The sequence below is a fragment of the Mesorhizobium sp. M1143 genome, from assembly GCF_040318435.1.
GTDB lineage: Bacteria > Pseudomonadota > Alphaproteobacteria > Rhizobiales > Rhizobiaceae > Mesorhizobium.
In genome coordinates this window covers 1-20342 of sequence record NZ_JAMYMJ010000007.1, presented here as the reverse complement: position 1 = coordinate 20342, position 20342 = coordinate 1, and the positions used below count along the sequence as shown (strand labels likewise).

The 20342-nt window shown below is 64.2% G+C and carries 19 protein-coding genes and 1 pseudogene; 12 read left to right on the top strand and 8 right to left on the bottom strand.

The features are described 5' to 3' along the window. Positions 1 to 8 precede the first annotated feature (8 nt). The 3 genes from NKH35_RS07940 to NKH35_RS07930 all read right to left on the bottom strand — a co-directional run bounded on the left by NKH35_RS07940 (position 9) and on the right by NKH35_RS07930 (position 3532). Positions 9 to 1388, bottom strand: a complete 1380-nt coding sequence (locus NKH35_RS07940) for an aspartate aminotransferase family protein (protein ID WP_023682678.1) — start codon at positions 1386 to 1388, stop codon at positions 9 to 11. Positions 1389 to 1420: 32 nt separating this feature from the next. Beyond that, positions 1421 to 2914, bottom strand: coding sequence for an NAD-dependent succinate-semialdehyde dehydrogenase (locus NKH35_RS07935; RefSeq protein ID WP_352914048.1), 1494 nt, complete (start codon positions 2912 to 2914; stop codon positions 1421 to 1423). A gap of 129 nt (positions 2915 to 3043) precedes the next feature. Further along, positions 3044 to 3532: an Lrp/AsnC family transcriptional regulator gene (locus NKH35_RS07930; RefSeq protein ID WP_023732237.1), complete on the bottom strand. Its 489-nt coding sequence runs from the start codon at positions 3530 to 3532 to the stop codon at positions 3044 to 3046. An 82-nt stretch (positions 3533 to 3614) separates the two neighbouring features. Between NKH35_RS07930 and ehuR the strand changes: the two genes are divergently transcribed. The 10 genes from ehuR (at position 3615) to doeB (ending at position 13582) form a co-directional block, all read left to right on the top strand. Next, on the top strand, positions 3615 to 5000 hold the full coding sequence (gene ehuR, locus NKH35_RS07925) for a MocR-like ectoine utilization transcription factor EhuR (RefSeq protein WP_023732236.1): 1386 nt from the start codon (positions 3615 to 3617) through the stop codon (positions 4998 to 5000). Positions 5001 to 5124: 124 nt separating this feature from the next. Beyond that, a complete protein-coding gene (ehuA, locus tag NKH35_RS07920) occupies positions 5125 to 5910 on the top strand; it encodes an ectoine/hydroxyectoine ABC transporter ATP-binding protein EhuA (RefSeq protein WP_023682675.1) in 786 nt (261 codons plus the stop codon). A 63-nt stretch (positions 5911 to 5973) separates the two neighbouring features. Then, positions 5974 to 6825 (top strand): ectoine/hydroxyectoine ABC transporter substrate-binding protein EhuB, encoded by an 852-nt coding sequence (gene ehuB, locus NKH35_RS07915; protein WP_352914045.1) that lies wholly within the window; start codon positions 5974 to 5976, stop codon positions 6823 to 6825. A gap of 206 nt (positions 6826 to 7031) precedes the next feature. Then, a complete protein-coding gene (gene ehuC, locus NKH35_RS07910) occupies positions 7032 to 7691 on the top strand; it encodes an ectoine/hydroxyectoine ABC transporter permease subunit EhuC (protein ID WP_023667875.1) in 660 nt (219 codons plus the stop codon). Then, positions 7691 to 8350: an ectoine/hydroxyectoine ABC transporter permease subunit EhuD gene (gene ehuD / locus NKH35_RS07905; protein ID WP_023686970.1), complete on the top strand. Its 660-nt coding sequence runs from the start codon at positions 7691 to 7693 to the stop codon at positions 8348 to 8350. Before ehuC ends, ehuD begins: the two co-directional genes overlap by 1 nt. Positions 8351 to 8358: 8 nt before the next feature. Further along, a complete protein-coding gene (gene eutA, locus NKH35_RS07900; protein WP_023686971.1) occupies positions 8359 to 9138 on the top strand; it encodes an ectoine utilization protein EutA in 780 nt (259 codons plus the stop codon). Positions 9139 to 9143: 5 nt separating this feature from the next. Further along, positions 9144 to 10130, top strand: coding sequence for a hydroxyectoine utilization dehydratase EutB (gene eutB / locus NKH35_RS07895; protein ID WP_352498037.1), 987 nt, complete (start codon positions 9144 to 9146; stop codon positions 10128 to 10130). Positions 10131 to 10362: 232 nt separating this feature from the next. Beyond that, entirely contained in the window at positions 10363 to 11355 is a 993-nt protein-coding gene (locus NKH35_RS07890; RefSeq protein ID WP_352914041.1) for a cyclodeaminase, read from the top strand. 38 nt (positions 11356 to 11393) lie between these two features. Next, entirely contained in the window at positions 11394 to 12572 is a 1179-nt protein-coding gene (gene doeA, locus NKH35_RS07885; protein WP_023823548.1) for an ectoine hydrolase DoeA, read from the top strand. Positions 12573 to 12577: 5 nt separating this feature from the next. Then, positions 12578 to 13582 carry a N(2)-acetyl-L-2,4-diaminobutanoate deacetylase DoeB gene (doeB, locus tag NKH35_RS07880; protein ID WP_023823547.1) on the top strand — a complete coding sequence of 335 codons (1005 nt, stop codon included), beginning with the start codon at positions 12578 to 12580 and terminating at the stop codon, positions 13580 to 13582. A 25-nt stretch (positions 13583 to 13607) separates the two neighbouring features. Here the strand turns inward: doeB and NKH35_RS07875 are convergent, their stop codons facing one another. Together NKH35_RS07875 and NKH35_RS07870 are read right to left on the bottom strand one after the other, a co-directional pair. Then, positions 13608 to 15104: an aldehyde dehydrogenase family protein gene (locus tag NKH35_RS07875; protein WP_352914039.1), complete on the bottom strand. Its 1497-nt coding sequence runs from the start codon at positions 15102 to 15104 to the stop codon at positions 13608 to 13610. 531 nt (positions 15105 to 15635) lie between these two features. Then, positions 15636 to 17153, bottom strand: a complete 1518-nt coding sequence (locus NKH35_RS07870; RefSeq protein WP_352537124.1) for a winged helix-turn-helix domain-containing tetratricopeptide repeat protein — start codon at positions 17151 to 17153, stop codon at positions 15636 to 15638. 252 nt (positions 17154 to 17405) lie between these two features. Between NKH35_RS07870 and NKH35_RS07865 the strand changes: the two genes are divergently transcribed. Continuing rightward, positions 17406 to 17633, top strand: a complete 228-nt coding sequence (locus NKH35_RS07865) for a DUF1127 domain-containing protein (RefSeq protein WP_023692229.1) — start codon at positions 17406 to 17408, stop codon at positions 17631 to 17633. A 102-nt stretch (positions 17634 to 17735) separates the two neighbouring features. Then, a complete protein-coding gene (locus NKH35_RS07860; RefSeq protein ID WP_023732226.1) occupies positions 17736 to 18917 on the top strand; it encodes an MFS transporter in 1182 nt (393 codons plus the stop codon). Here NKH35_RS07860 and NKH35_RS07855 read toward each other — a convergent pair. The 3 genes and pseudogenes from NKH35_RS07855 to NKH35_RS07845 all read right to left on the bottom strand — a co-directional run. Further along, on the bottom strand, positions 18908 to 19042 hold the full coding sequence (locus NKH35_RS07855; protein WP_023682661.1) for a hypothetical protein: 135 nt from the start codon (positions 19040 to 19042) through the stop codon (positions 18908 to 18910). The genes NKH35_RS07860 and NKH35_RS07855 overlap by 10 nt on opposite strands. 212 nt (positions 19043 to 19254) lie before the next feature. Then, a complete protein-coding gene (locus NKH35_RS07850; protein ID WP_023667887.1) occupies positions 19255 to 19419 on the bottom strand; it encodes a DUF3309 family protein in 165 nt (54 codons plus the stop codon). A gap of 367 nt (positions 19420 to 19786) precedes the next feature. Then, a pseudogene (locus NKH35_RS07845) lies at positions 19787 to 20209 on the bottom strand (ATP-binding cassette domain-containing protein); the annotation flags it as partial. Between the last annotated feature and the right edge of the window lie 133 nt (positions 20210 to 20342).

Below are 20342 nucleotides of genomic sequence, written 5' to 3'. Positions count from 1 at the left end.
GGTCGATCTCAGAGATTGGAAAACACGCTGTTGACGGCATCGGCGGTTTTCGAAACGACGATGTCGGCTTCCTCACGCGTCAGGCAGAGCGGCGGCGCGAAGCCTAGTATGTCGCCCTGCGGCATGGCGCGGCCGATGACGCCGCTGGCGGCAAGTGCTGTCGCCACTTGCGGCCCGATCTTGAGCGAGGCGTCGAAGAACACCCGGTCGTCCTTGTCGGCGACAAATTCGACCGCCGCCAGCATGCCATCGCCGCGCACGTCGCCGACGTGTCTGTGCCCGCCGACAGCCTTGGTCAGTTCGGCGCGGAAATAAGCGCCGGTCTCACCGGCGTTCGTTACCAGGTCCAGTTCGTCGATCAGTTCGAGATTGGCGACACCTGCGGCGACGCAGATCGGATGCGCGGCATAGGTCCAGCCATGGCCGAGCGAACCGAGCTTGTCGGAGCCCTGCACCAGCACCTGCCACATCTTGTCGGCAACGATGACACCCGACAGCGGCGCATAGGCCGAGGTCAGCCCCTTTGCGATGGTGATGAGGTCCGGCTTGATGCCGTAATGGTCGGAGCCGAACATGGTGCCCAGACGGCCGAAGCCCGTCACCACCTCGTCGGCGACCAGCAGCACGTCATACTTCTTCAGCACCGCCTGGATCTTCTCCCAGTAGCCGGCCGGCGGCGGCACGATGCCGCCAGTACCGAGGATCGGCTCGCCGATGAAGGCGGCGACGGTTTCGGGACCTTCGGCCAGGATCATCTCTTCCAGTCTGTCGGCGCAATGCTGCGAGAACTGCTCCTCGCTCATCGAGCGGTCGGCGCGGCGGAAATAGTAGGGCGCTTCGGTGTGCAGGACCGGCGCGCGCGGCAGGTCGAAGGCGTTATGGAACAGGTCGAGCCCGGTCAGTGATCCCGTCATCACGCCCGAACCGTGATAGCCGCGCCAGCGCGAGATGATCTTCTTCTTCTCCGGCCGCCCAAGCACGTTGTTGTAGTACCAGATCAGCTTGATGTTGGTCTCGTTGGCATCCGAACCCGAGAGGCCGAAATAGACCCTCGACATGCCCTTCGGCGCGCGGTCGATGATCATCTTGGCCAGCGTGATCGAGGCCTCGGTCCCGTGGCCGACATAGGCGTGGTAGTAGGCGAGGTTCTTCGCCTGGGTGGCGATCGCGTCGGCGATCTTCTGGCGGCCATAGCCGACATTGACGCAATAGAGACCGGCAAAGGCATCGATGCTCTTCCTGCCATTGTTGTCCCAGACGGTGACGCCTTCGCCGCCGGCCATGATGCGGGTCGGCGATTCACCCCGCGCATGCGTGCCCATATGGGTCGAAGGATGGAAGAAGTGGTCGCGATCCCAGGCATTGAGTTCGTTGGATTGGTCGAGCATTTTTTGACTCCTTGAGAGATGGCCGGACGGACTTATGCGACGTCCAGGCAGAGGTACTTCAGATCGGCGAAAGCTTCGAGCCCATGGCGCGAGCCTTCGCGGCCGATGCCGGATTGCTTGACGCCGCCGAATGGGATCGGCGCGCCGGTGATCTTGACGCGGTTGATAGCGACCATGCCGTAGTCGAGCGCGCGGCCCAGGCGCTGCTGGCGGGCGCCGTTCTCGGTAACGACATAGGCAACCAGGCCATATTCTGTGGCGTTGGCACGGGCGATCACTTCGTCCTCACTGTCGAACGGCGTGACGGCGGCGACCGGCCCAAAGGTCTCCTCGCGCATGATCAGCGCTTCGTCGCTGACATCGGCCAGCAGCGTCGGCTGGTAGAACAGCGGCCCGGCCTGATGCCGCTTGCCGCCGGTGAGACAGCGCGCGCCACGAGCGATGGCATGGGCGACCTGCTCTTCGACCCTTGCGACGGCACGCTCATGCATCAGCGGCCCGATGTCGATCTTGTCGGTAAGGCCGTTGCCGGTGCGCAGCGCCTCGATACGCCTGGCAAAAGCGGCGCAGAAGCGATCGTAGATCGGGCGCTGGACATAGATGCGGTTGGCGGCGAGGCAGTCCTGGCCGGAGGTGGCGAATTTGGCATCGATGGCGATGCTCACCGCCTTGTCCAGATCGGTATCGGCAAAGACGATCAGCGGCGCGTGGCCCCCAAGCTCCATCACCAGCCGCTTCATCGTCGGCGCGCTTTGCGCCGCGATCAGCCGGCCGAACTCGGTCGAGCCGGTGAAGCTTATGGCGCGAACGCGCGGGTCTTCGCACATGCGGCCGACGATGGTTGCAGCCTTTCCGGTGATGACGTTGAAGACACCGGCGGGGATGCCGGCGCGCTCGCCAAGTTCCGCCAGCGCCAGCGCCGACAGCGGCGTCTCGGATGAAGGATGCGCGACGATGGTGCAGCCGGCGGCAAGGGCGGCCGCCGCCTTGCGGGTCAGCATCGCCGCCGGAAAATTCCAGGGCGTGACGACGCCGACAACGCCGAGCGGCTCTCGTCGCACCATCATTTCCGCTTTGGGCAGATGGCTGGTGACGCTCTCGGCGTTGAGGCGCTTTGCCTCTTCGGCATACCACTCGACGAAGGAGGCGGCGTAGTCGATTTCGCCAAACGATTCCTGCAGCGGCTTGCCCTGTTCCAGTGTCATCAGCAGGGCCAGATCATCCTTGGCTGCAACGATCAGCTCGAACCATTTTCGCAGAATTCTGGACCGCTCCTGCGGCAGCAGTGACCGCCAAGCCGGGAAGGCACGCGCGGCGGCACCGATTGCTTTGGTCGTCTGCCCGGCATCGAGCGCCGCGACAAATGCGACAGTGGTGCCGGTCGCCGGATCGGTAACCTCGAAACTCTTCGCCGCTCCGCTTGCCGTCCAGTGACCGTCGACATAGGCGAGCTCGCGCAGCAGCCGGCGGTCGGAGAGGCGGTCGAGCGCCTCATGGCGATGCGAGCGGGCAAAATGCGCGGACATGGTCGAGGCCTCCCGGTTCGGACGATGCGGGAAGACTATCCGTCACATCCAGACAGAGAGACTGTTTCGACGCCCTGAAGGAGAGAGACTCTCTCTATTGTGCCGTCCCGACAGACATTCTCTCCGGGCTTATGCCGACGCCGGCAACAGGTCGGATATCGGTAGCACGATTTCGTCCTTCACCGTCTTGGTGACGATGTAGGTGAAGTAGCGGTCGATGCCGATCTCGCGCTCCAGCAGGCCGTCGACCAGCCGCTGATAGGCGTCGATGTCGCGCGTCATCACCTTCACCACATAGTCGACGCCGCCGCCCACCGACCAGCAGGCGACGATTTCGGGGATATCGCGGATGACGCGTTCGAAGCGATCGAAATCGGCCTGGCGATGGCTGGCCAGCGTCACCTCCATCAGCACGGTGGCGACCGGCGCCACGACGCGCATGGCGATCCTGGCGTGGTAGCCCGAGACGATGCCGGCCTTCTCCAGCTTGCGCAGCCGCATCCAGCACGGCGTCGGCGACAGCCCGACCTGTTCGGCCAGCGCCAGCTTGGTGATGCGCCCGTCGCGCTGGATGGCGTCGAGTATCCTGAGGTCGACCGCGTCGAGTTTCGATGTCATCGGCGTCCGCTTTTTGTCGGCATCACCATGACGGCGCATTATTTCGATTGTCAATTGCACTGATTTCGATCTCTATTAAGTCATGACATTATGGCAACCCGACCCTGCGCTCCTCCGCCGGCCAGCCTATCAATCGCTGGCCGACCAGTTCGCCCGCGCCATTCATGACGGGCGGCTGGCCAATGGCGCGCGGCTGCCAACGCATCGAAGGCTGGCAGACGATTTAAAACTGTCGGTGCAGACGGTCAGCCGCGCCTACGAAGAACTGATCCGGCGCGGCCTGATTTCGGGCGAGATCGGCCGCGGCAGCTTTGTCCAGACGCAGCGCCGTGAACCGGAGCCGCCCTATCTGCCGGAGCGCCTCGGCGAGGTCATCGACCTATCGATCCTGAAGCCGGTCTGCGAGCCGATGCATCTGGAGCGGCTGAAGCAGGCGCTGGGCTGGCTGGCCGAAAACCTGCCATCGAGTTCGGCGCTGTCGTTTCGGCCCAACATGGTGTTTCCGCGCCACCGCGCGGTGGCGGTCGAATGGCTGAAACTGTGCGGGCTTGACGTCTCCGCGCAGAATATCAGCCTGACCAACGGCGCCACTGCTGGGATGACCGTAGCGCTGATGAGCGTGGCGCCGCCGGGCTCGACCGTCGCCACCGAGGCTATCGGCCACCACACGCTGGTGCCGCTGGCGCGCTATCTCGGCTTCAACCTGGAAGGCCTGCCGATCGACGGCAATGGCCTGATCCCGGAGGCGTTGGACGAGGTCTGCCGGCTCACCGACATTCGCGCGGTATTCGTGCAACCGTCGGTGATCAACCCGACGGCGACGCTGATGGACGCTCGGCGGCGCGAAGAGATCGCCGCGGTCGCGCGCAAGCACGACATCGCCATCATCGAGAACGATGTGCTGGGTCCGCTGGTCGAGGACCGGCCGCCGCCGGTCGCCGCCTTTGCGCCGGAGCGCACGCTCTACGTCACTTCCTTCACCAAGATCACCGTACCTGGCCTGCGCATCGGCTATCTCGCGGCGCCCGACCGCTATGTCGCCGCCGTTGCCAACCGGCATCTGGTGTCGAACTGGATGGCGACGCCGCTGGTGGCCGAGATCGCCACCAAATGGGTGACCGACGGCACGGCGATGGAACTCGTTCGCTGGCAGCGCGCGGCATTGCGCCGCCGCCAGGACATCGCAGCCGAGGTGCTGGGCGGGGTTGGTTATCGCGCCAGGCGCGACGGGCTGCATGTCTGGTTGCAACTGCCCGCGGACCGTGCCGAGGAAAGCTTCGTCGCCCAGGCCCGCCTGCAAGGCGTGGCGATCGCGCCCGGCACCTCCTTCCGCATCTCGGATGCGCCCTGGCATCCGGCGGTGCGCATCTCGCTCGGCTCGACCACCGAGGGGGAACTGCGCGCCGGCCTCGGCGTTGTCACCAAGTTGCTGCTTGGCGATCCGGAGCATCTGCTGCTCGCAATCTAAGCGGGAATTGCTCTGGAATCATGCAGTGCCGGAAATATTGTCATGATTTTATTTTCCCAATTGACATGATTTGGCGCGTTCCGCATCGTTAAGGGCACAGGCTTCTCCAGCAGGGGAAATTCATTTGTCCTCACCCATCATCAAGGTCGACGCCATTTCGAAGAGCTTCGGCTCGTTCAAGGTACTGGACGGCCTGTCGATGCAGGTCATGCCCGGCGAGAAGCTGGCGCTGATCGGCCCGTCCGGCTCGGGCAAGACGACGATCCTGCGAATCCTGATGACGCTGGAGAAGATCGACGGCGGCCATATCCAGATCGATGGCGAGCAGCTCTATCACATGGAGCGCAACGGCCAGCTGCTGCCCGCCGACGAGCGGCACCTGACCAAGATGCGGCAGAAGATCGGCATGGTCTTCCAGCTGTTCAATCTGTTTCCGCACAAATGCGTCATGGATAACGTCACGCTGGCGCCGATGCTGACCAAGGGCACGCCTCGCGCCGCCGCTGAAAAGCGGGCCATGGAACTGCTCGACATGGTCGGCATGGCCGACAAGGCGAAGTCGATGCCGGCGCAGCTGTCCGGCGGCCAGAAGCAGCGCGTGGCGATTGCCCGTGCGCTGGCATTGTCGCCGAAGATCATGCTGTTCGACGAGGTGACGTCGGCCCTCGATCCGGAGCTGGTCGAGGAGGTGATGAATGTCATGCGCAAGCTCGCCGCAGAGACCGACATGACCATGCTGCTGGTCACCCACGAGATGGGCTTTGCCCACGACTTCGCCGACCGCGTGCTGTTCTTCGACCGCGGCAAGATCGTCGAAGAGGGCAAACCAGACGAGATTTTCCGCCATCCAAAGCAGGAGCGCACGCAAGGCTTCCTGAAGAAGATCATCGCAGCCGGACATCGTGTCTGACCGCTTTGCGGGGCGGAAGACCGCCCCAGACAAAACCAAGAAGACAACAAGGAGTTGGGAACAATGAAGAAACTTGGCATTCTGGCCGGTGTCGCCGGTCTCGCACTGACGGCGGTGCTCGCCGCGTCGGGCACCGGTTCGGCCGATGACGGCAAGCTCGAGCAATTGAAGGCGCAGGGCTTTGCCCGCGTCGCCATCGCCAACGAGCCGCCCTACACTGCGGTCGCCGCCGACGGCAAAGTTTCGGGTGCGGCGCCCGACGTGGCGCGCGAGGTCTTCAAGCGTCTCGGTGTTGCCGACATCGTCGCTTCGATCTCCGAATATGGCGCGATGATCCCCGGCCTGCAGGCCGGCCGCTTCGACGTCGTCACCGCCGGCCTGTTCATGAAGCCGGAGCGTTGCGCGGCGGTCGTCTATTCCGAGCCGGTGCTGTGCGACGCCGAGGCGATGTTGGTCAAGAAGGGCAATCCGAAGGGCTTCAAGAGCTACGAGGACGTCGCCAAGGACACGTCAGCCACCATTGGCGCGCCCGGTGGCGGCACCGAGGAGAAGCTGGCGCTCAACGCCGGCGTGCCGCGCGAGCGCGTCATCGTCGTGCCGGACGGCCAGAGCGGCCTGAAGATGCTGCAGGACGGTCGCATCGATGCCTATTCGCTTCCCGTCCTGTCGATCAACGACCTCGTCAAGAAAGCCAACGATCCGAACCTCGAAGTCATCGCCCCAGTGGTCGGCGCGCCGGTCTATTGCGACGGCGCCGCCTTCAAGAAAGGCGATGAGGCCCTGCGCGATGCCTTCGATGTCGAGCTCGCCAAGCTGAAGAAATCCGGCGAGTTCGCCAAGATCATCGAGCCCTACGGCTTCTCGGCCGCAGCCGCGATGTCGACCACGCGGGACAAGCTCTGCGCGGCGAAATAGCGCCGTTTTTGCCTTCTCCCTGTTCACGGGGAGAAGGTGGCCCGAAGGGCCGGATGAGGGGCGGCGCCAGGTTCTGAGAATTTAGCGCTGCCCCTCATCTGCCTGCCCGTCCTCCGCAGCAGCTGCGCTGCAGCTTCGGAGGGTGGACTGGCATCTTCTCTCCGTGAACGGGGAGAAGGAAGCTAACCGCCAACGTTGGAACCCGAATGACCCAGTGGTCCGGCTACCTCGGCCTGATATTGCAGGGAGCGCTTGTCACCATCGAGCTGACGCTGATGGGGTCGGTGCTCGCCCTGATCATGGCCTTCCTCGCCGGCATGGGCCGCGTGTCGCGCTTCTTTGCGCTGCGCTGGCTGGCCACCGCCTATATAGAATTCTTCCGCGGCACCTCGATCTTCGTGCAGCTGTTTTTTGCCTATTTCGTGTTGCCGTTGATCGGCCTCGAACTGACCCCGCTGCAGGCGGGTGTGCTGGCGCTGGGCCTCAATGTCGGCGCCTATGCGGCCGAGGTGGTACGCGGCGCCATCCAGTCGGTCGGCCGCGAACAATATGAGGCCTGCATCGCGCTCAACCTCGGCCGCTGGCAAGGCATGCGCCATGTCATCCTGCCGCAGGCGCTGCTGGTCATGCTGCCGACCTTCGGCAACAATGCCATCGAACTGCTCAAGGCGACCTCCGTGGTGTCGCTGATCTCGCTCGCCGATCTCACCTTTCAGGCGCAGGTCGTGCGCTCGCAGACCGGCAACACGCTGGCGCCGTTCACCACCATCCTGATCATCTATTTCGCCCTGGCGCTGATCATCTCCTGGGGCGTGCGTTCTCTGGAACGCCGCATGGCGCGCGGCCTCGACGGGGTGCGCGTCTGATGGATTGGGACTGGAACTTCGTCTGGGAGATCCTGCCGACGCTGATCCAGGGCGTGAAGATCACCATCCTGGCAACGCTGCTCGGCTCCGTGCTGGCCGCTATCGTGGGTCTGGGCATCGCGCTGGCGCGACGCTCGCCCAACAAGGTCCTGTCGCGCACCGTCGGCTGGGCGGCCGAATTCATCCGCGGCACGCCACTTCTGGTGCAACTTTATTTCATCTTCTATGTCCTGCCGGATTTCGGCATCCTGTTGCCGCCGCTGGTCGCCGGCGTCATCGGGCTCGGCCTGCACTACGGCACCTACACGGCGGAAGTCTATCGCGCCGGCATCGACAACGTGCCGCGCGGCCAGTGGGAGGCGGCCAAGGCCTGCAATCTGAGCGCCACGCAGACCTGGACCAACATCATCATTCCGCAAGCGATCCCACCGATGATCCCGGCGCTGGCCAATTATTTCATCGCCATGTTCAAGGAGACACCGCTGCTATCGGCAATCACCGTGCTGGAGCTGATGAACCAGGCAAAGAGCGTCGCCAACACCTACTATCGCTACATTGAGCCGATCACGCTGGTCGGCGCTTTCTTCCTCGTCATCAGCCTCTTCTCGGTCGTGCTGCTGCGCTGGCTGGAACATCGCTACGGCAAGATCGAAAGGTAATTCTCAAGATGAAACCGCTGCCCGAGATCAGGCTGATGCCGACAAGGCCGGCGCTCGATGCGCGCCCGCTGGAAAAGCGCGTCGGCCTGATCATCCTTGCCACCGACCACACCAGCGAACCGGATTTCCGCCGCATGGTGGCGAGCGAGCGGGTCGGCGTCTATGTCGCGCGCATTCCCTACAAGAATCCGACCACACCCGAGAATCTCCGCAAGATGCAGCCCGAGCTGGCGGCGGGTGCTGCCCTCATCCTGCCCGATGAGCCGCTCGACGCGATCTGCTACTCCTGCACCTCGGCCTCGGTGGTGATTGGCGACGCTGAAATCGAGGCCGCGATCCAGTCTGCCAAGCCGGGTGTTCCCGTCGTCACGCCGCCGATGGCCGGCGTGCGCGGGCTGCAGGCGCTGGGCGCGAAAAAGATCAGCATCCTCACCCCTTACACCGTCGAAACCTCCAGGCCGATGGCGACGTATTTCGGCGAGCGCGGCTTTGAGATCGTCAGCTTCACCTGCCTCGGCTTCGAGGACGATCGCGAGATGGCGCGCATTGCGCCGGCAGCGATCGTCGACCTGGCTCGTGAGGCGACGCATGCGCAGGCCGATGCACTGTTCGTGTCCTGCACCGCATTGCGCGGAGCGCTCGCGGTTCCCGGCATGGAACAGGCGATCGACCGCCCGGTCGTCACCAGCAATCAGGCCAGCGCCTGGAATTGTTTGCGGTTGTGTGGCGACGGGACGTCGCATCCCGAATTTGGCCGTCTGATGACGCTGCCTTTGCCGCGCGATTGACGATCATGACGACAGTCACCCTTAACGATATTCGTGCCGCCCGGGAGCGAATTGCCGGCAAAATCGAACGCACGCCGACAGGGTTATCTCACAGCCTTTCCGAACGACTGGGCATCCCCGTCCACCTCAAGCTTGAACACCGCCAGACCACCGGCAGCTTCAAGCTGCGCGGCGCCTCGAATGCCGTTGCTTCGCTGAGCGCCGAGGAGAAGGCGCGCGGCGTGGTCGCGGCGTCGACCGGCAATCATGGCCGTGCGCTGGCCCATGCTGCGAAGCTCGAAGGCATGCGTGCGGTGATCTGCATGTCGCGACTGGTGCCGGGCAACAAGCTCGACGAAATCCGTCGGCTTGGCGCGGATGTCCGCATCATCGGCAACAGTCAGGACGAGGCGCAGCAGGAGGTCGAACGGCTGGTGGCGCAGGAGGGACTGGTGATGCTGCCGCCCTTCGACCACCCGGCCATCATCGCTGGGCAGGGCACGCTTGGACTGGAGATGATCGAGCAGGTCCCGGATGCCGCTCTCGTCCTCGTCCAGCTTTCCGGTGGCGGCTTGGCCTCGGGCATCGCCGCAGCTATCAAAGGCACTAGCCCCAGGACAAAAGTGATCGGCGTTTCGATGGAACGTGGCGCTGCGATGAAGGCCAGCCTCGACGCCGGCCGGCCGGTCGAGGTTGAAGAACTGCCGACACTGGCGGATTCGCTCGGCGGCGGCATCGGTCTCGACAACCGGCTGACCTTCGCCATGTGCCGCGATCTGCTCGACGACGTCATCCTGCTCACCGAGGACGAGATCGCCGCCGGCATCCGACATGCCTATGAACAGGAGCGCGAGATCGTCGAAGGCGCCGGTGCGGTCGGCATCGCTGCGCTACTCGCCGGCAAGGTCAGGGCGACCGGGCCGGTGGTCGTTCTTCTCTCGGGCCGCAATATCGACATGAACACGCATCGCAAGATCGTCTGCGGTGACGCAATCGCGGAGCGCGCGGCATGAAAGCTCTCCCACGCCGAATTCCCGCCCACCCCCCTCTGTCCTGCCGGACATCTCCCCCGCAAGGGGGGAGATCGGCAGCTTCGATGCGGTCGCTGTTCTTGCTGCGCTGGAGATTGGCGAAGGCAGGAGTGCAGTCCAATCTCCCCCCTTGCGGGGGAGATGGCCGGCAGGCCAGAGGGGGGTGTGACGGAACACTATCCTTCGTCGTGCGCGCTAGTACGGAGCGCGACACATGAGTCCGATGACCATCCTCACCGAGAAGGAACTGCGCACAATCGTGCCGCTCGATCTCGACGCGGTCGCCTGCGTCGAAAACGCTTTCTGCGCGCTCGCCACATTGCCGGTGGCGATGCCGCCGATCCTGCGGTTGGACATTCACGAGCAGCGCGGCGAGGTCGATGTGAAGTCGGCCTATGTGCCTGGAATAGACGGTTTCGCCGTTAAGATAAGCTCCGGCTTCTTCGACAATCCGAAGCTCGGTCTGCCCAGCGGGGGCGGCATGATGGTGTTGCTCTCGGCAAGAACCGGTGTGGTCGAGGCGCTGCTGCTGGACAATGGCTATCTCACAGATGTCCGCACCGCTGCTGCCGGCGCCGTCGCGGCGAAGCATCTGTCGCGGCCGGATTCGTCCGTCGCCGCAATCTTCGGCGCCGGCGTGCAAGCCGGGCTGCAACTCGAAGCGCTCATGTTGGTGCGGCCGATCGCCGAGGCACGTATCTGGGCGCGCGATGCCGTCAAGGCGGAGGCGGCCGCAGGCGCGCTGCGCGAAGAACTTGGCGTCCTCGTGCGCGCCGAGCCGGATGCAGCCAAAGCAACCATCGGCGCCGACATCATCGTCACCACCACGCCGTCGACCGAGCCGCTGATCAAGGCCGGCTTTGTCGTTGCCGGGCAGCACATCACCGCCATGGGCTCGGATGCCGAACACAAGAACGAGATCGCGCCGGCGATCCTGCGCATGGCCGATCTCTATGTCGCCGACAGCGCCAAGCAGACACGGCGTCTGGGAGAACTGCATCACGCCATCGCATCGGGCGTGATGGGAGCCGATGCCGAGGTCACCGAACTCGGCCAGATCATCGCCGGCGAACGGCACGGAAGGCGCTCACCCAGCGATATCACCATTGCCGACCTCACCGGCACCGGCGTGCAGGATACGGCGATCGCCACGCTCGCTCGCGACCGGGCGCGGGCGGCCAATGCCGGAACCATTTTTGAAAGCTGATGCTGGTCGCAAGGCCCAACAAACGAGGACCAAGAACAATGCAACCGAACCTGAAATTCTCGCGCGCCGAATTTGCGGATCGCCTCGCCAAGACGCGAAAAGCCATGGAGGGGAAAGGCGTCGATCTGCTTGTTATCAGCGACCCATCCAACATGGCCTGGCTGACCGGCTATGATGGCTGGTCGTTCTATGTGCATCAGGCGGTGATCGTGCCACCATCGGGCGAGCCGGTCTGGTACGGTCGCGGCCAGGATGCCAATGGCGCCAAGCGCACCGCCTATCTCGCGCATGACAACATCGTCGGCTATGCCGACCACTACGTGCAGTCGACCGAGCGCCACCCGATGGATTTTTTGGCAAGCGTGCTTAGTGATCGCGGCTGGGGCAAGCTGACCGTCGGCGTCGAGATGGACAATTACTGGTTCTCGGCTGCCGCCTTCGCCGCGTTGCAGAAGCACCTGCCCAACGCCCGCTTCGTCGACGCGACAGCGCTGGTCAATTGGCAGCGCGCGGTGAAGAGCCCGACTGAAATCGACTATATGCGCAAGGCGGCCCGCATCGTCGAAGCCATGCACCAGCGCATCGTCGACAAGATCCAGGTCGGCATGCGCAAATGCGATCTGGTCGCCGAGATCTACGATGCCGGCACGCGCGGTGTCGATGGCGTCGGCGGCGACTATCCGGCGATCGTGCCGCTGCTGCCGTCGGGCGCCGACGCCTCGGCGCCACATCTCACCTGGGACGACCAGCCGATGAAGTCGGGCGAGGGCACCTTCTTCGAGATCGCCGGCTGCTACAACCGCTACCATTGCCCGCTGTCGCGCACCGTCTTTCTCGGCAAGCCGACACAGGAATTCCTCGATGCCGAGAAGGCGACGCTGGAAGGCATGGAGGCGGGGCTTGCGGCGGCGAAACCCGGCAATGCCTGCGAGGACATCGCCAATGCCTTTTTCGCCGTGTTGAAGAAATACGGCATCGTCAAGGACAACCGCACCGGCTACTCCATCGGCCTATCCTATCCGCCGGATTGGGGCGAACGCACCATGAGCCTGCGCCCCGGCGACCGCACCGAACTCAAGCCCGGCATGACCTTCCATTTCATGACCGGCCTGTGGCTGGAGACGATGGGACTGGAAATCACCGAATCCATCCTGATCACCGAAACCGGTGTAGAGTGCCTCGCCAATGTACCGCGCAAACTTGTGGTGAAGAATTGAGCCCGATGCCTAGCCTCCGCCCATCTCCGATCGCGCCGACCGTCGATTTCGACAAGGACGGCGTGCAACATGGTTTCCTGCGCCTGCCCTACAGCCGCGACGACTCGGCCTGGGGCTCGGTGATGATCCCGATCTGCGTCATCCGCAACGGCAAGGGGCCGGCCGCGCTGCTCACCGGCGGCAACCATGGCGACGAGTATGAGGGGCCGCTGGCGCTCTACGATCTTGCCCGCACGCTCGATCCCAAACAGGTCAGCGGCACGGTGATCATTGTGCCGGCGATGAACTATCCGGCCTTCCGCGCCGGCACCCGGACGTCGCCGATCGACAAGGGCAATATGAACCGCAGCTTTCCCGGCCGCCCCGACGGCACGGTGACCGAGAAGATCGCCGACTACTTTCAACGCGAACTGCTGCCGCGCGCCGACCTCGTCTTCGATTTCCACTCCGGCGGCAGGACGCTGGATTTCGTGCCCTTCTGTGCCGCGCACACGGTGCCCGACAAGGCACTGGAGCAGAAAGCCTTCGACGCGGTCGCCGCATTCGCGGCTCCGTTCTCGATGCGCATGATCGAGATCGACTCCGTCGGCATGTACGACACGGCGGCGGAGGAAATGGGCAAGGTCTTCGTCAGCACCGAGCTTGGTGGCGGCGGCACCTCGCGCGCACAGACGGTGCGGATTGCGCGGCGCGGCATCAGCAATGTGCTGCGTCATGCCGGCATTGTCGCCGGTGCAGTAGAGAAGAGCCCGACGCAGTGGCTCGACATGCCGTCGGGCGATTGCTTCTCCTTCGCCGAGGACGACGGCATGATCGAAACCATGGTCGATCTCGGCGAGCCTGTGAAAGAAGGCTCGGTGCTGGGGCGCATCCATTCCACCGGCCGCACCGGCATCGCTCCGCAGGAAATCCGGGCAAAAATGTCCGGCATTCTGGCGGCGCGGCATTTCCCCGGCCTGGTCAAAGCCGGTGACTGCGCCGCCGTCCTGGCCGTTTTGGTTTCATCGTGATTTCGCAGAGTACGCCGCGCGAATATCAGTCGGTCTGGATCCAGACCGACTTGGTCTCCAGATACTCGTGCAGATGCTCGATGCCGCCCTCACGGCCATAGCCCGACATCTTCATGCCGCCGAACGGCACCGCCGGGTCGATGGCATGGTACATGTTGACCCAGACCGAGCCGGCCTTGACGCGGCGGGCAAGCTTGTGCGCGGTGCCCAGATGTGTCGTGAAGATGCCGGCGGCCAGGCCATAGGGCGTCGCATTGGCACGCGCCACCGCTTCGTCGAGCGTGTCGAAGGGCATCGCCGAAATCACCGGGCCGAAAATCTCCTCGCGCGCGATGGTCATCTGGTCCGACACGGCGCCGAAGACCGTCGGCGCAATGAAGTTGCCGCCATCGTAGAGCTCGCCGGTCAGCCGCGAGCCGCCGGCGACCAGTTCGGCGCCTTCGTCGCTGCCGGCCCTGATATAGCCCTCCACCTTGGCTGCCTGCCTGGCATTGATGAGCGGTCCGATTTCCGTCTCGGCCTCGATGCCATGGCCGATTCGCAGTCTGCCGGCGAAATCGGCGAGCCGTCGGACGAACTCGTCATGGATTTCGCGCGCCACGAACAGCCGCGAGCCTGCAATGCAGATCTGGCCCGAATGCACGAACACCGCCATCGCCGCGATCGGAACAGCCTTGTCGATGTCGGCGTCGCGGCAGACGATGATCGGCGACTTGCCGCCGAGTTCCAGCGAAACGCGCTTGAGGTTGGCCACGGCTGCCCGCGCAATGGCCTGGCCGGTCAGCGTCGATCCGGTGAAAACGATCTTGTTGACGTCTGGATGTTCGGCGAGCCGCGCACCGGCTTCGGCCCCGGTGCCGGTGACGACGTTGACGACGCCGTCGGGCACGCCGGCTTCCTGCATCAGTTGCGCGATCAGCAGCGGCGTCAGCGACGCATCCTCGGACGGTTTCAGCACGATGGTGCAGCCCGTCGCCAGCGCCGGCGCGATCTTCCAAATCGAGGCGGCGGTCGGCGCGTTCCAGGGAATGATCGCACCAACGACGCCCACCGGCTCGCGCCGGGTGAAGGTGACGATCTCGCCGGGAATCGAATTGTCGATCGTCTCGCCATGCAGCGCCGTCGCCATGCCGGCATAGAAGCGCAGCATGCCGATGACGCGGCGCCGGTTAGCGAGCGTGCGCGTGATCGGCAGCCCCATATCCAGCGTGTCGGAAACGCTGAGCTCTTCCCAATGCGTCTCGAAGAGATCGGCGATCCTGAGCAGCACGCACTGCCGCTCGTAGGGCGAGAATTTGGACCATGAGCCTTCGAAGGCCGCGCGCGCGGCGGCCACCGCCGAGTCGATATCGGCAGCCCCGCCGCGCGGCACTGTCGCCAGCACCTCGCCTGTTGCCGGATTGAGTGCCTGCATGCCGTGGCCGGACTGCGCCGCGACCCACTTGCCGCCAATGAACATCGGTCGGAATTCGCCATGGTACAACGCCGTGGCCTTCGCCTTCGGGTCGAAGTTCAGCGTCATCTCTTCCTCCTCGCAATTCCTTGGCGACTATTACTCCCGCCGCCGACCTCAAACAAGGAAGCTAAAGGGCGCTCAGATAACCAGGTTGTGCGGGTGACTTCCGATCGCGCCAGCAACAAGAAACAGACAGCCGCTAGAGCATGGTCCCGAAAAGTGGAAACCGGCTTTCGGAAAAGATCGTGCTTCGACAAATGGCATCTAGAAAAATCATCGCGAGTTGTCGGAGCGCGTCGCTAAAAGCTCAATGAGGCAAGCCGATCATTGCCCACGGCGACCGTGATGCCGGCATTGCAGACGAGAGCGCAACAGGCAGTCGCCAGCCGCCACCCAGCGCTCACCCGTGGCCGGATCGATCGTGGCCGTTCCAGCCGGCTTCACCGTGACAGAGGTTTCGCGCGCCGCTTCGCTGCAATCGCTGTTGGATGACTGCTCGCGGAAGCAAGATCGGTCGAGCGGCCTCGCGACGTGCAAACATTGGCAGGATTGATCCGCAACCGACGGTGCCTGGCATCGATCCAGCACGCCGGTCCGTCACTCCGGAAGGCCGGCCTTTCGGAAGCCATCGACGAAATGGTCGAGCGTGGCAGTGTCGCGGAACGGCTCCGTCTCGACCCAGTGACGGGTGGTGAAATGTGGGTTCGCGACGAGGAACAGGTCGACCTCGGCGCGCGCCTCGTCGATCCGGCCGAGTTGCGCAAGGCTTGCCGCAAGGAAACGGCGCGAGCTTGTCCGATACGTCTCGTCCCGGCGCGTCGTCTCGACGGCGGCTTCATAGTCGCGCGCCGCATATTGCGCCTGGCCGAGCGTCAGATAGTACCAGCTTGCCGGAAACGGGTTCAGCCGGAACGCCTTGCTGATATAGTCGAGGCCCTCCTCGACGCGCCCGGCCAGGACCGCGATGTCGGACAATGTCGCCCAGGCATCGGCCTCGTTCGGGTCGAGCTCGAACGCCTTGGCAAATCCCACATCCGCCTCGTCGAATCTGCGCTCATAGGCAAGCAGGTTGGCAAGCACCCAGTGGCAGCCGGCATCGTTGGGATCGATCGCCACAGCCTTGCGCGCCAGTTCCAGGGCAAGGCCGCGGGCAGGCTCAATGGGCTCTCCCCAATGCACCCATCCCATCCAGTGGTTCATGGCAAGCCAGCGATAGGCTTCGGCATAGTCCGGATCGAGCGCAAGCGCGCGCGTCAGCAACAGATGCGCTTCGCGCGCCGTCTCCGGCGAGACGTCGATCAGGTTGCGGGCCCGCACGCACAGATCGTAGGCCTCGAGATTTCGGGGCCGGTTGCGCGGCAGCGGCGCGCGCAGCCGGCCAAGCAGCGCCTCGACGATCTTGGCCGTCACCTCGTCCTGAACGGCAAAAATATCTTTCAGGCCGCGATCGAAGCGGTCTGCCCACAAATGCTCGCCGCTCAGCGCGTCGACCAGCTGGGCGTTGATGCGCACGCGCCCGGCGGCGCGTCTGGCGCTGCCCTCCAACAGATAGCGCACGCCAAGTTCTCTGGCGACCTCGCGCACATCCACCGCCTTGCCCTTGTAGGCAAAGGTCGAGTTGCGCGCGATGACGAACAGGCCGCCGATCCTCGACAGGTCGGTGATCAGGTCTTCGGTCAACCCGTCGGCGAAGGCTTCCTGCTCGGGGTCGTTGCTGAAATTGGCAAAGGGCAGCACGGCTATCGACGGTTTGGCGGGCAGCGGCAAAGCCTGTCGCTTCTCGTCGCCGAGCTGTTCGATGGCGCCGGCGAAGCGATAGCCGACGCGCGGAACGGTCGATATCCATTCTCCGCCGTTCGTGGCCGGACCCAGCAGCTTGCGCAATTGCGCAATCTGGACGGTGAGGTTGCCTTCCTCAACGGCGGTGCCTGGCCATGCCGCATCCATCAACTCGGCCTTGGCCACGATCTCGCCGGGCCGGGCGACGAGCGCCGCCAGCAGCTGCAGTCCGCGGTGGCCGGCGGCGACGGGAACTTGGTCCCGAAGGAGCGTTCCCGCACCCGGATCAAGCACGAACGGACCAAAGGCAAAGCGCGATCCCTGCATAACGCGCATCTATAGAGCAATTCCAGGAAAGGTGTGAAGGCGGTTTTCCCACGGGAAAGCGCAGAGCGCTTCACGGACGTATGGCGTCAAAACAAGGAGTTGAGCACCTCGTCGTTTCGATGAATCGGCGAGGTGCTCTAACTGCTTTGGAACTTTTGAGAACTATTTGGCCGCGCTTAATTACGGCGCCGTCCGCATGCGGCAGAATTCAACCTCTTTCAAGCCGAGGGCTGTCGCCCCTCAAACCGAATGGAGGTTGCCATGAACGATACCCTTGCTTCTGCTCGTGCAGCCTTGCCGGAAAAGGCGGTGTCATCGGGCCGGCGTCCGACGGGCCCGCGGGGCATGATCGCGGCCTGGCGCGAGCGGATACGCTTTCGCTGGGACCTCAAGCAGATGGCGGAGGCCAATCCGCACCTGATCGACGATATCGGTCTGACCAGACGCCAGGTCGAGGCCGAAATCGTCAAACGCTTCTGGCAAGTGTGAGCTGATGTCGCGGATAAGACCCGCCCGCCTGTTTGGGCGTACCGCGGCGTTTTGCCGGCATTTGCACTTGCCGGAACGTGCCGATCCTGCTTCGAAGTCGGCATGAGCGCCGAAGACGCGACGTCACCGCCGGAGAACCTCATCGCATGGGCCGCGATGGCCGGCATCATCGCGACAGTTACGGTGTTCGCCATAGCACAGGGGCTGACGTATCCGCTGCTCAGCTTCATCCTGGAACGGCAAGGGACGACACCGGGCCTTATCGGCCTCTCGGCCGCGATGACGCCTCTGGGTTTCATTATATCGTCGCTCTTCACGCCGGCGCTGGTCCGGCGGGTGGGCGCGGCGCGCTTTGCGGTTGTGTGTTCGATCCTGGCAGCAACCGTCCTGATCGCGATTGCCTGGACGCAGGATGTATGGGCCTGGATGCCGTTGCGCTTCCTGCTCGGCTTCTTTGCCAATCCGCTTTACGTGATCAGTGAAACCTGGCTGGTCTCGATCACACCCGCCGCACGCCGAGGCCGCATCATGGGCCTATACTCCTCCATCGTTTCCGCCGGCTTTGGCCTCGGCCCGCTGTCGCTAGGCTTGGTCGGCACGCAAGGATGGCCACCCTTCATCATCGGCAGCGCGGCCTTCCTTGTCTGCGGCCTGATCGTGCTTGCCGTCGCGCCACGCCTGCCCGACATGCCGCGTGAGGGCGAAGCGGTGTCGGTCGGCGGCTTCTTCGCGCTGGCGCCGCTGCTCTTGTTCGCAGTCTTCACGGCTGCCGCCTTCGAGCAAGTCCTGCTTTCGCTGTTCGCGGTCTATGGTGCCGCGCTCGGCAGCACTGAGCAGCGCATCGCTTCGCTCATCACCTGTTTCATCGCCGGCAATGCCGTGCTGCAGGTCGTGCTTGGGCGCGCCGCCGAACGGTTTGGCTCGAAGCCGATGATGCTGTTCTGTGTCCTGGCTTGCCTGGCCGGTTGTTTGCTGTTGCCGTTGCTCTTCGCTACATGGCTTGTCTGGCCGCTCTTCTTCGTCTGGGGCGGGGTCTCGTTCGGGATCTACACGCTGTCGCTGATCCAGCTCGGCGAGCGTTTCACCGGTCAAGCCTTGATCTCCGGCAATGCCGCCTTCGCGTTCGTATGGGGGGTAGGCGGCATCGTCGGCTCACCCGTGGCCGGGCTGGCGATGCAACTGACCGGACATCAGGGACTGCCATTGTCGCTTGGCCTGCTGTGCTGCGTGCTGGTGGTGTTTCTGCTGGCGGAGTTACGGCGGGTTGACCGCGTTCAGGCGTAAGGCGTGCCTGCCATTGCGGCCTTCAGGCCGATGCTGCCCTTGTCGACAATAGCGAGAAAGGCCGGACCCGCCTCGTCGCCGTCCTGGGTTTCTCGAAGCGTCCGATCCGCCTCGATGAACGCCACGGCCGCCAGGCGGGTGTCGGGGTCTGCAGCTTACGCCCGCCGCCTTCGGATAGTGCCACCATTAGGATATCCCAGCTCGTCGCGTTCGCTCTCGCTCGCGCCGACGCCGGCCCAGTCCGGACCAGCAATGTCTTCAGCTGCCATGTCTTCAAACCTCGATGTCAGGCGAAAACGCGGCCGCCGTAGAAACTCGGCGGCCGCCAATGGCGACGCTATATTCGCCCGAGAACAACCAGAATGATCACGATGATCAGCACCAGCCCGAGGCCACCGCCGCCATAGTAACCAGTGCCGTAGAACGGGCCGCCGCCGAGGCCGCTGAAGCCGCCGAGCAACGCGATGATCAGGATGATAATAAGAATGGTACCCAGGCCCATATGCCGTCTCCTTCGCTGCCGCGCCGTTCACGGCGCGGCTCGAAGAACTAAACTCCCAGCAAGCCTTCCTGTTCCCCGGCGATTTTCATCCGACGGCTAAGGAACGAAAGCCATCATCACGGCGTTTGCTGAGGTTCAGGCGCAAGCTCGGCGTGCCATCACGCGCGCTGGGCGGCGCGTAGAATTCAGAATTTGCGCGGGATCGCCCTTAAGGCGGCCGGCGGCTCGTCCACCCGAACGCGCCGGCAGGCGTGACGCCGAGCTTACGCTGGAAGGCGAGCTTAAACGTGTCGACATCTGAAGCCGAATTGGTCGACGACGAGTTTTGGCCCCGCACCATTTCCAGTCGAGCCGAACCGGCAGCAGCTCACGTCGCCTTGCCGGCCAGCGCGCCTATGTCTTCCTCGGCAATATCGTCGAACGATGCGTAGTTCATGTTGTAGAGCCTGGCATAGAGGCCCTTGGCCGCCATCAGCTGCTCGTGGTTGCCGCTTTCGACGATCTCGCCGTTCTGTAAAACGATGATGCGGTCGGCGCCGCGTATGGTCGCCAGCCGATGGGCGATGACCAGGCCGGTGCGCCCCTCCAGCAGCGTGACCAGCGCCTTCTGGATCAGCATCTCGGTGTAGGAATCGATGCTCGCCGTGGCCTCGTCGAGCACCAGGATCTTGGCGTCCGCCACCAGCGCGCGGGCAAAGCTGATCAGCTGGCGCTGGCCGAGCGAGAGATTGCCGCCGCGCTGCTCGAGCTCGGTGTCGTAGCCATCGGGCAAATGCTCGATGAAGTCGTGGGGGGCGGCGGGCGGCGGGGGGCGGCCCCCCGGGTTGGGGGGGGGGGGGGGGGTGGGGGGGGGGGGGTTTTTGAGGCCCCGGGCTGGTCACACGGCCCGGGCCGGGCGGGCCCCGCCCCCCCGGGGGGCGGGG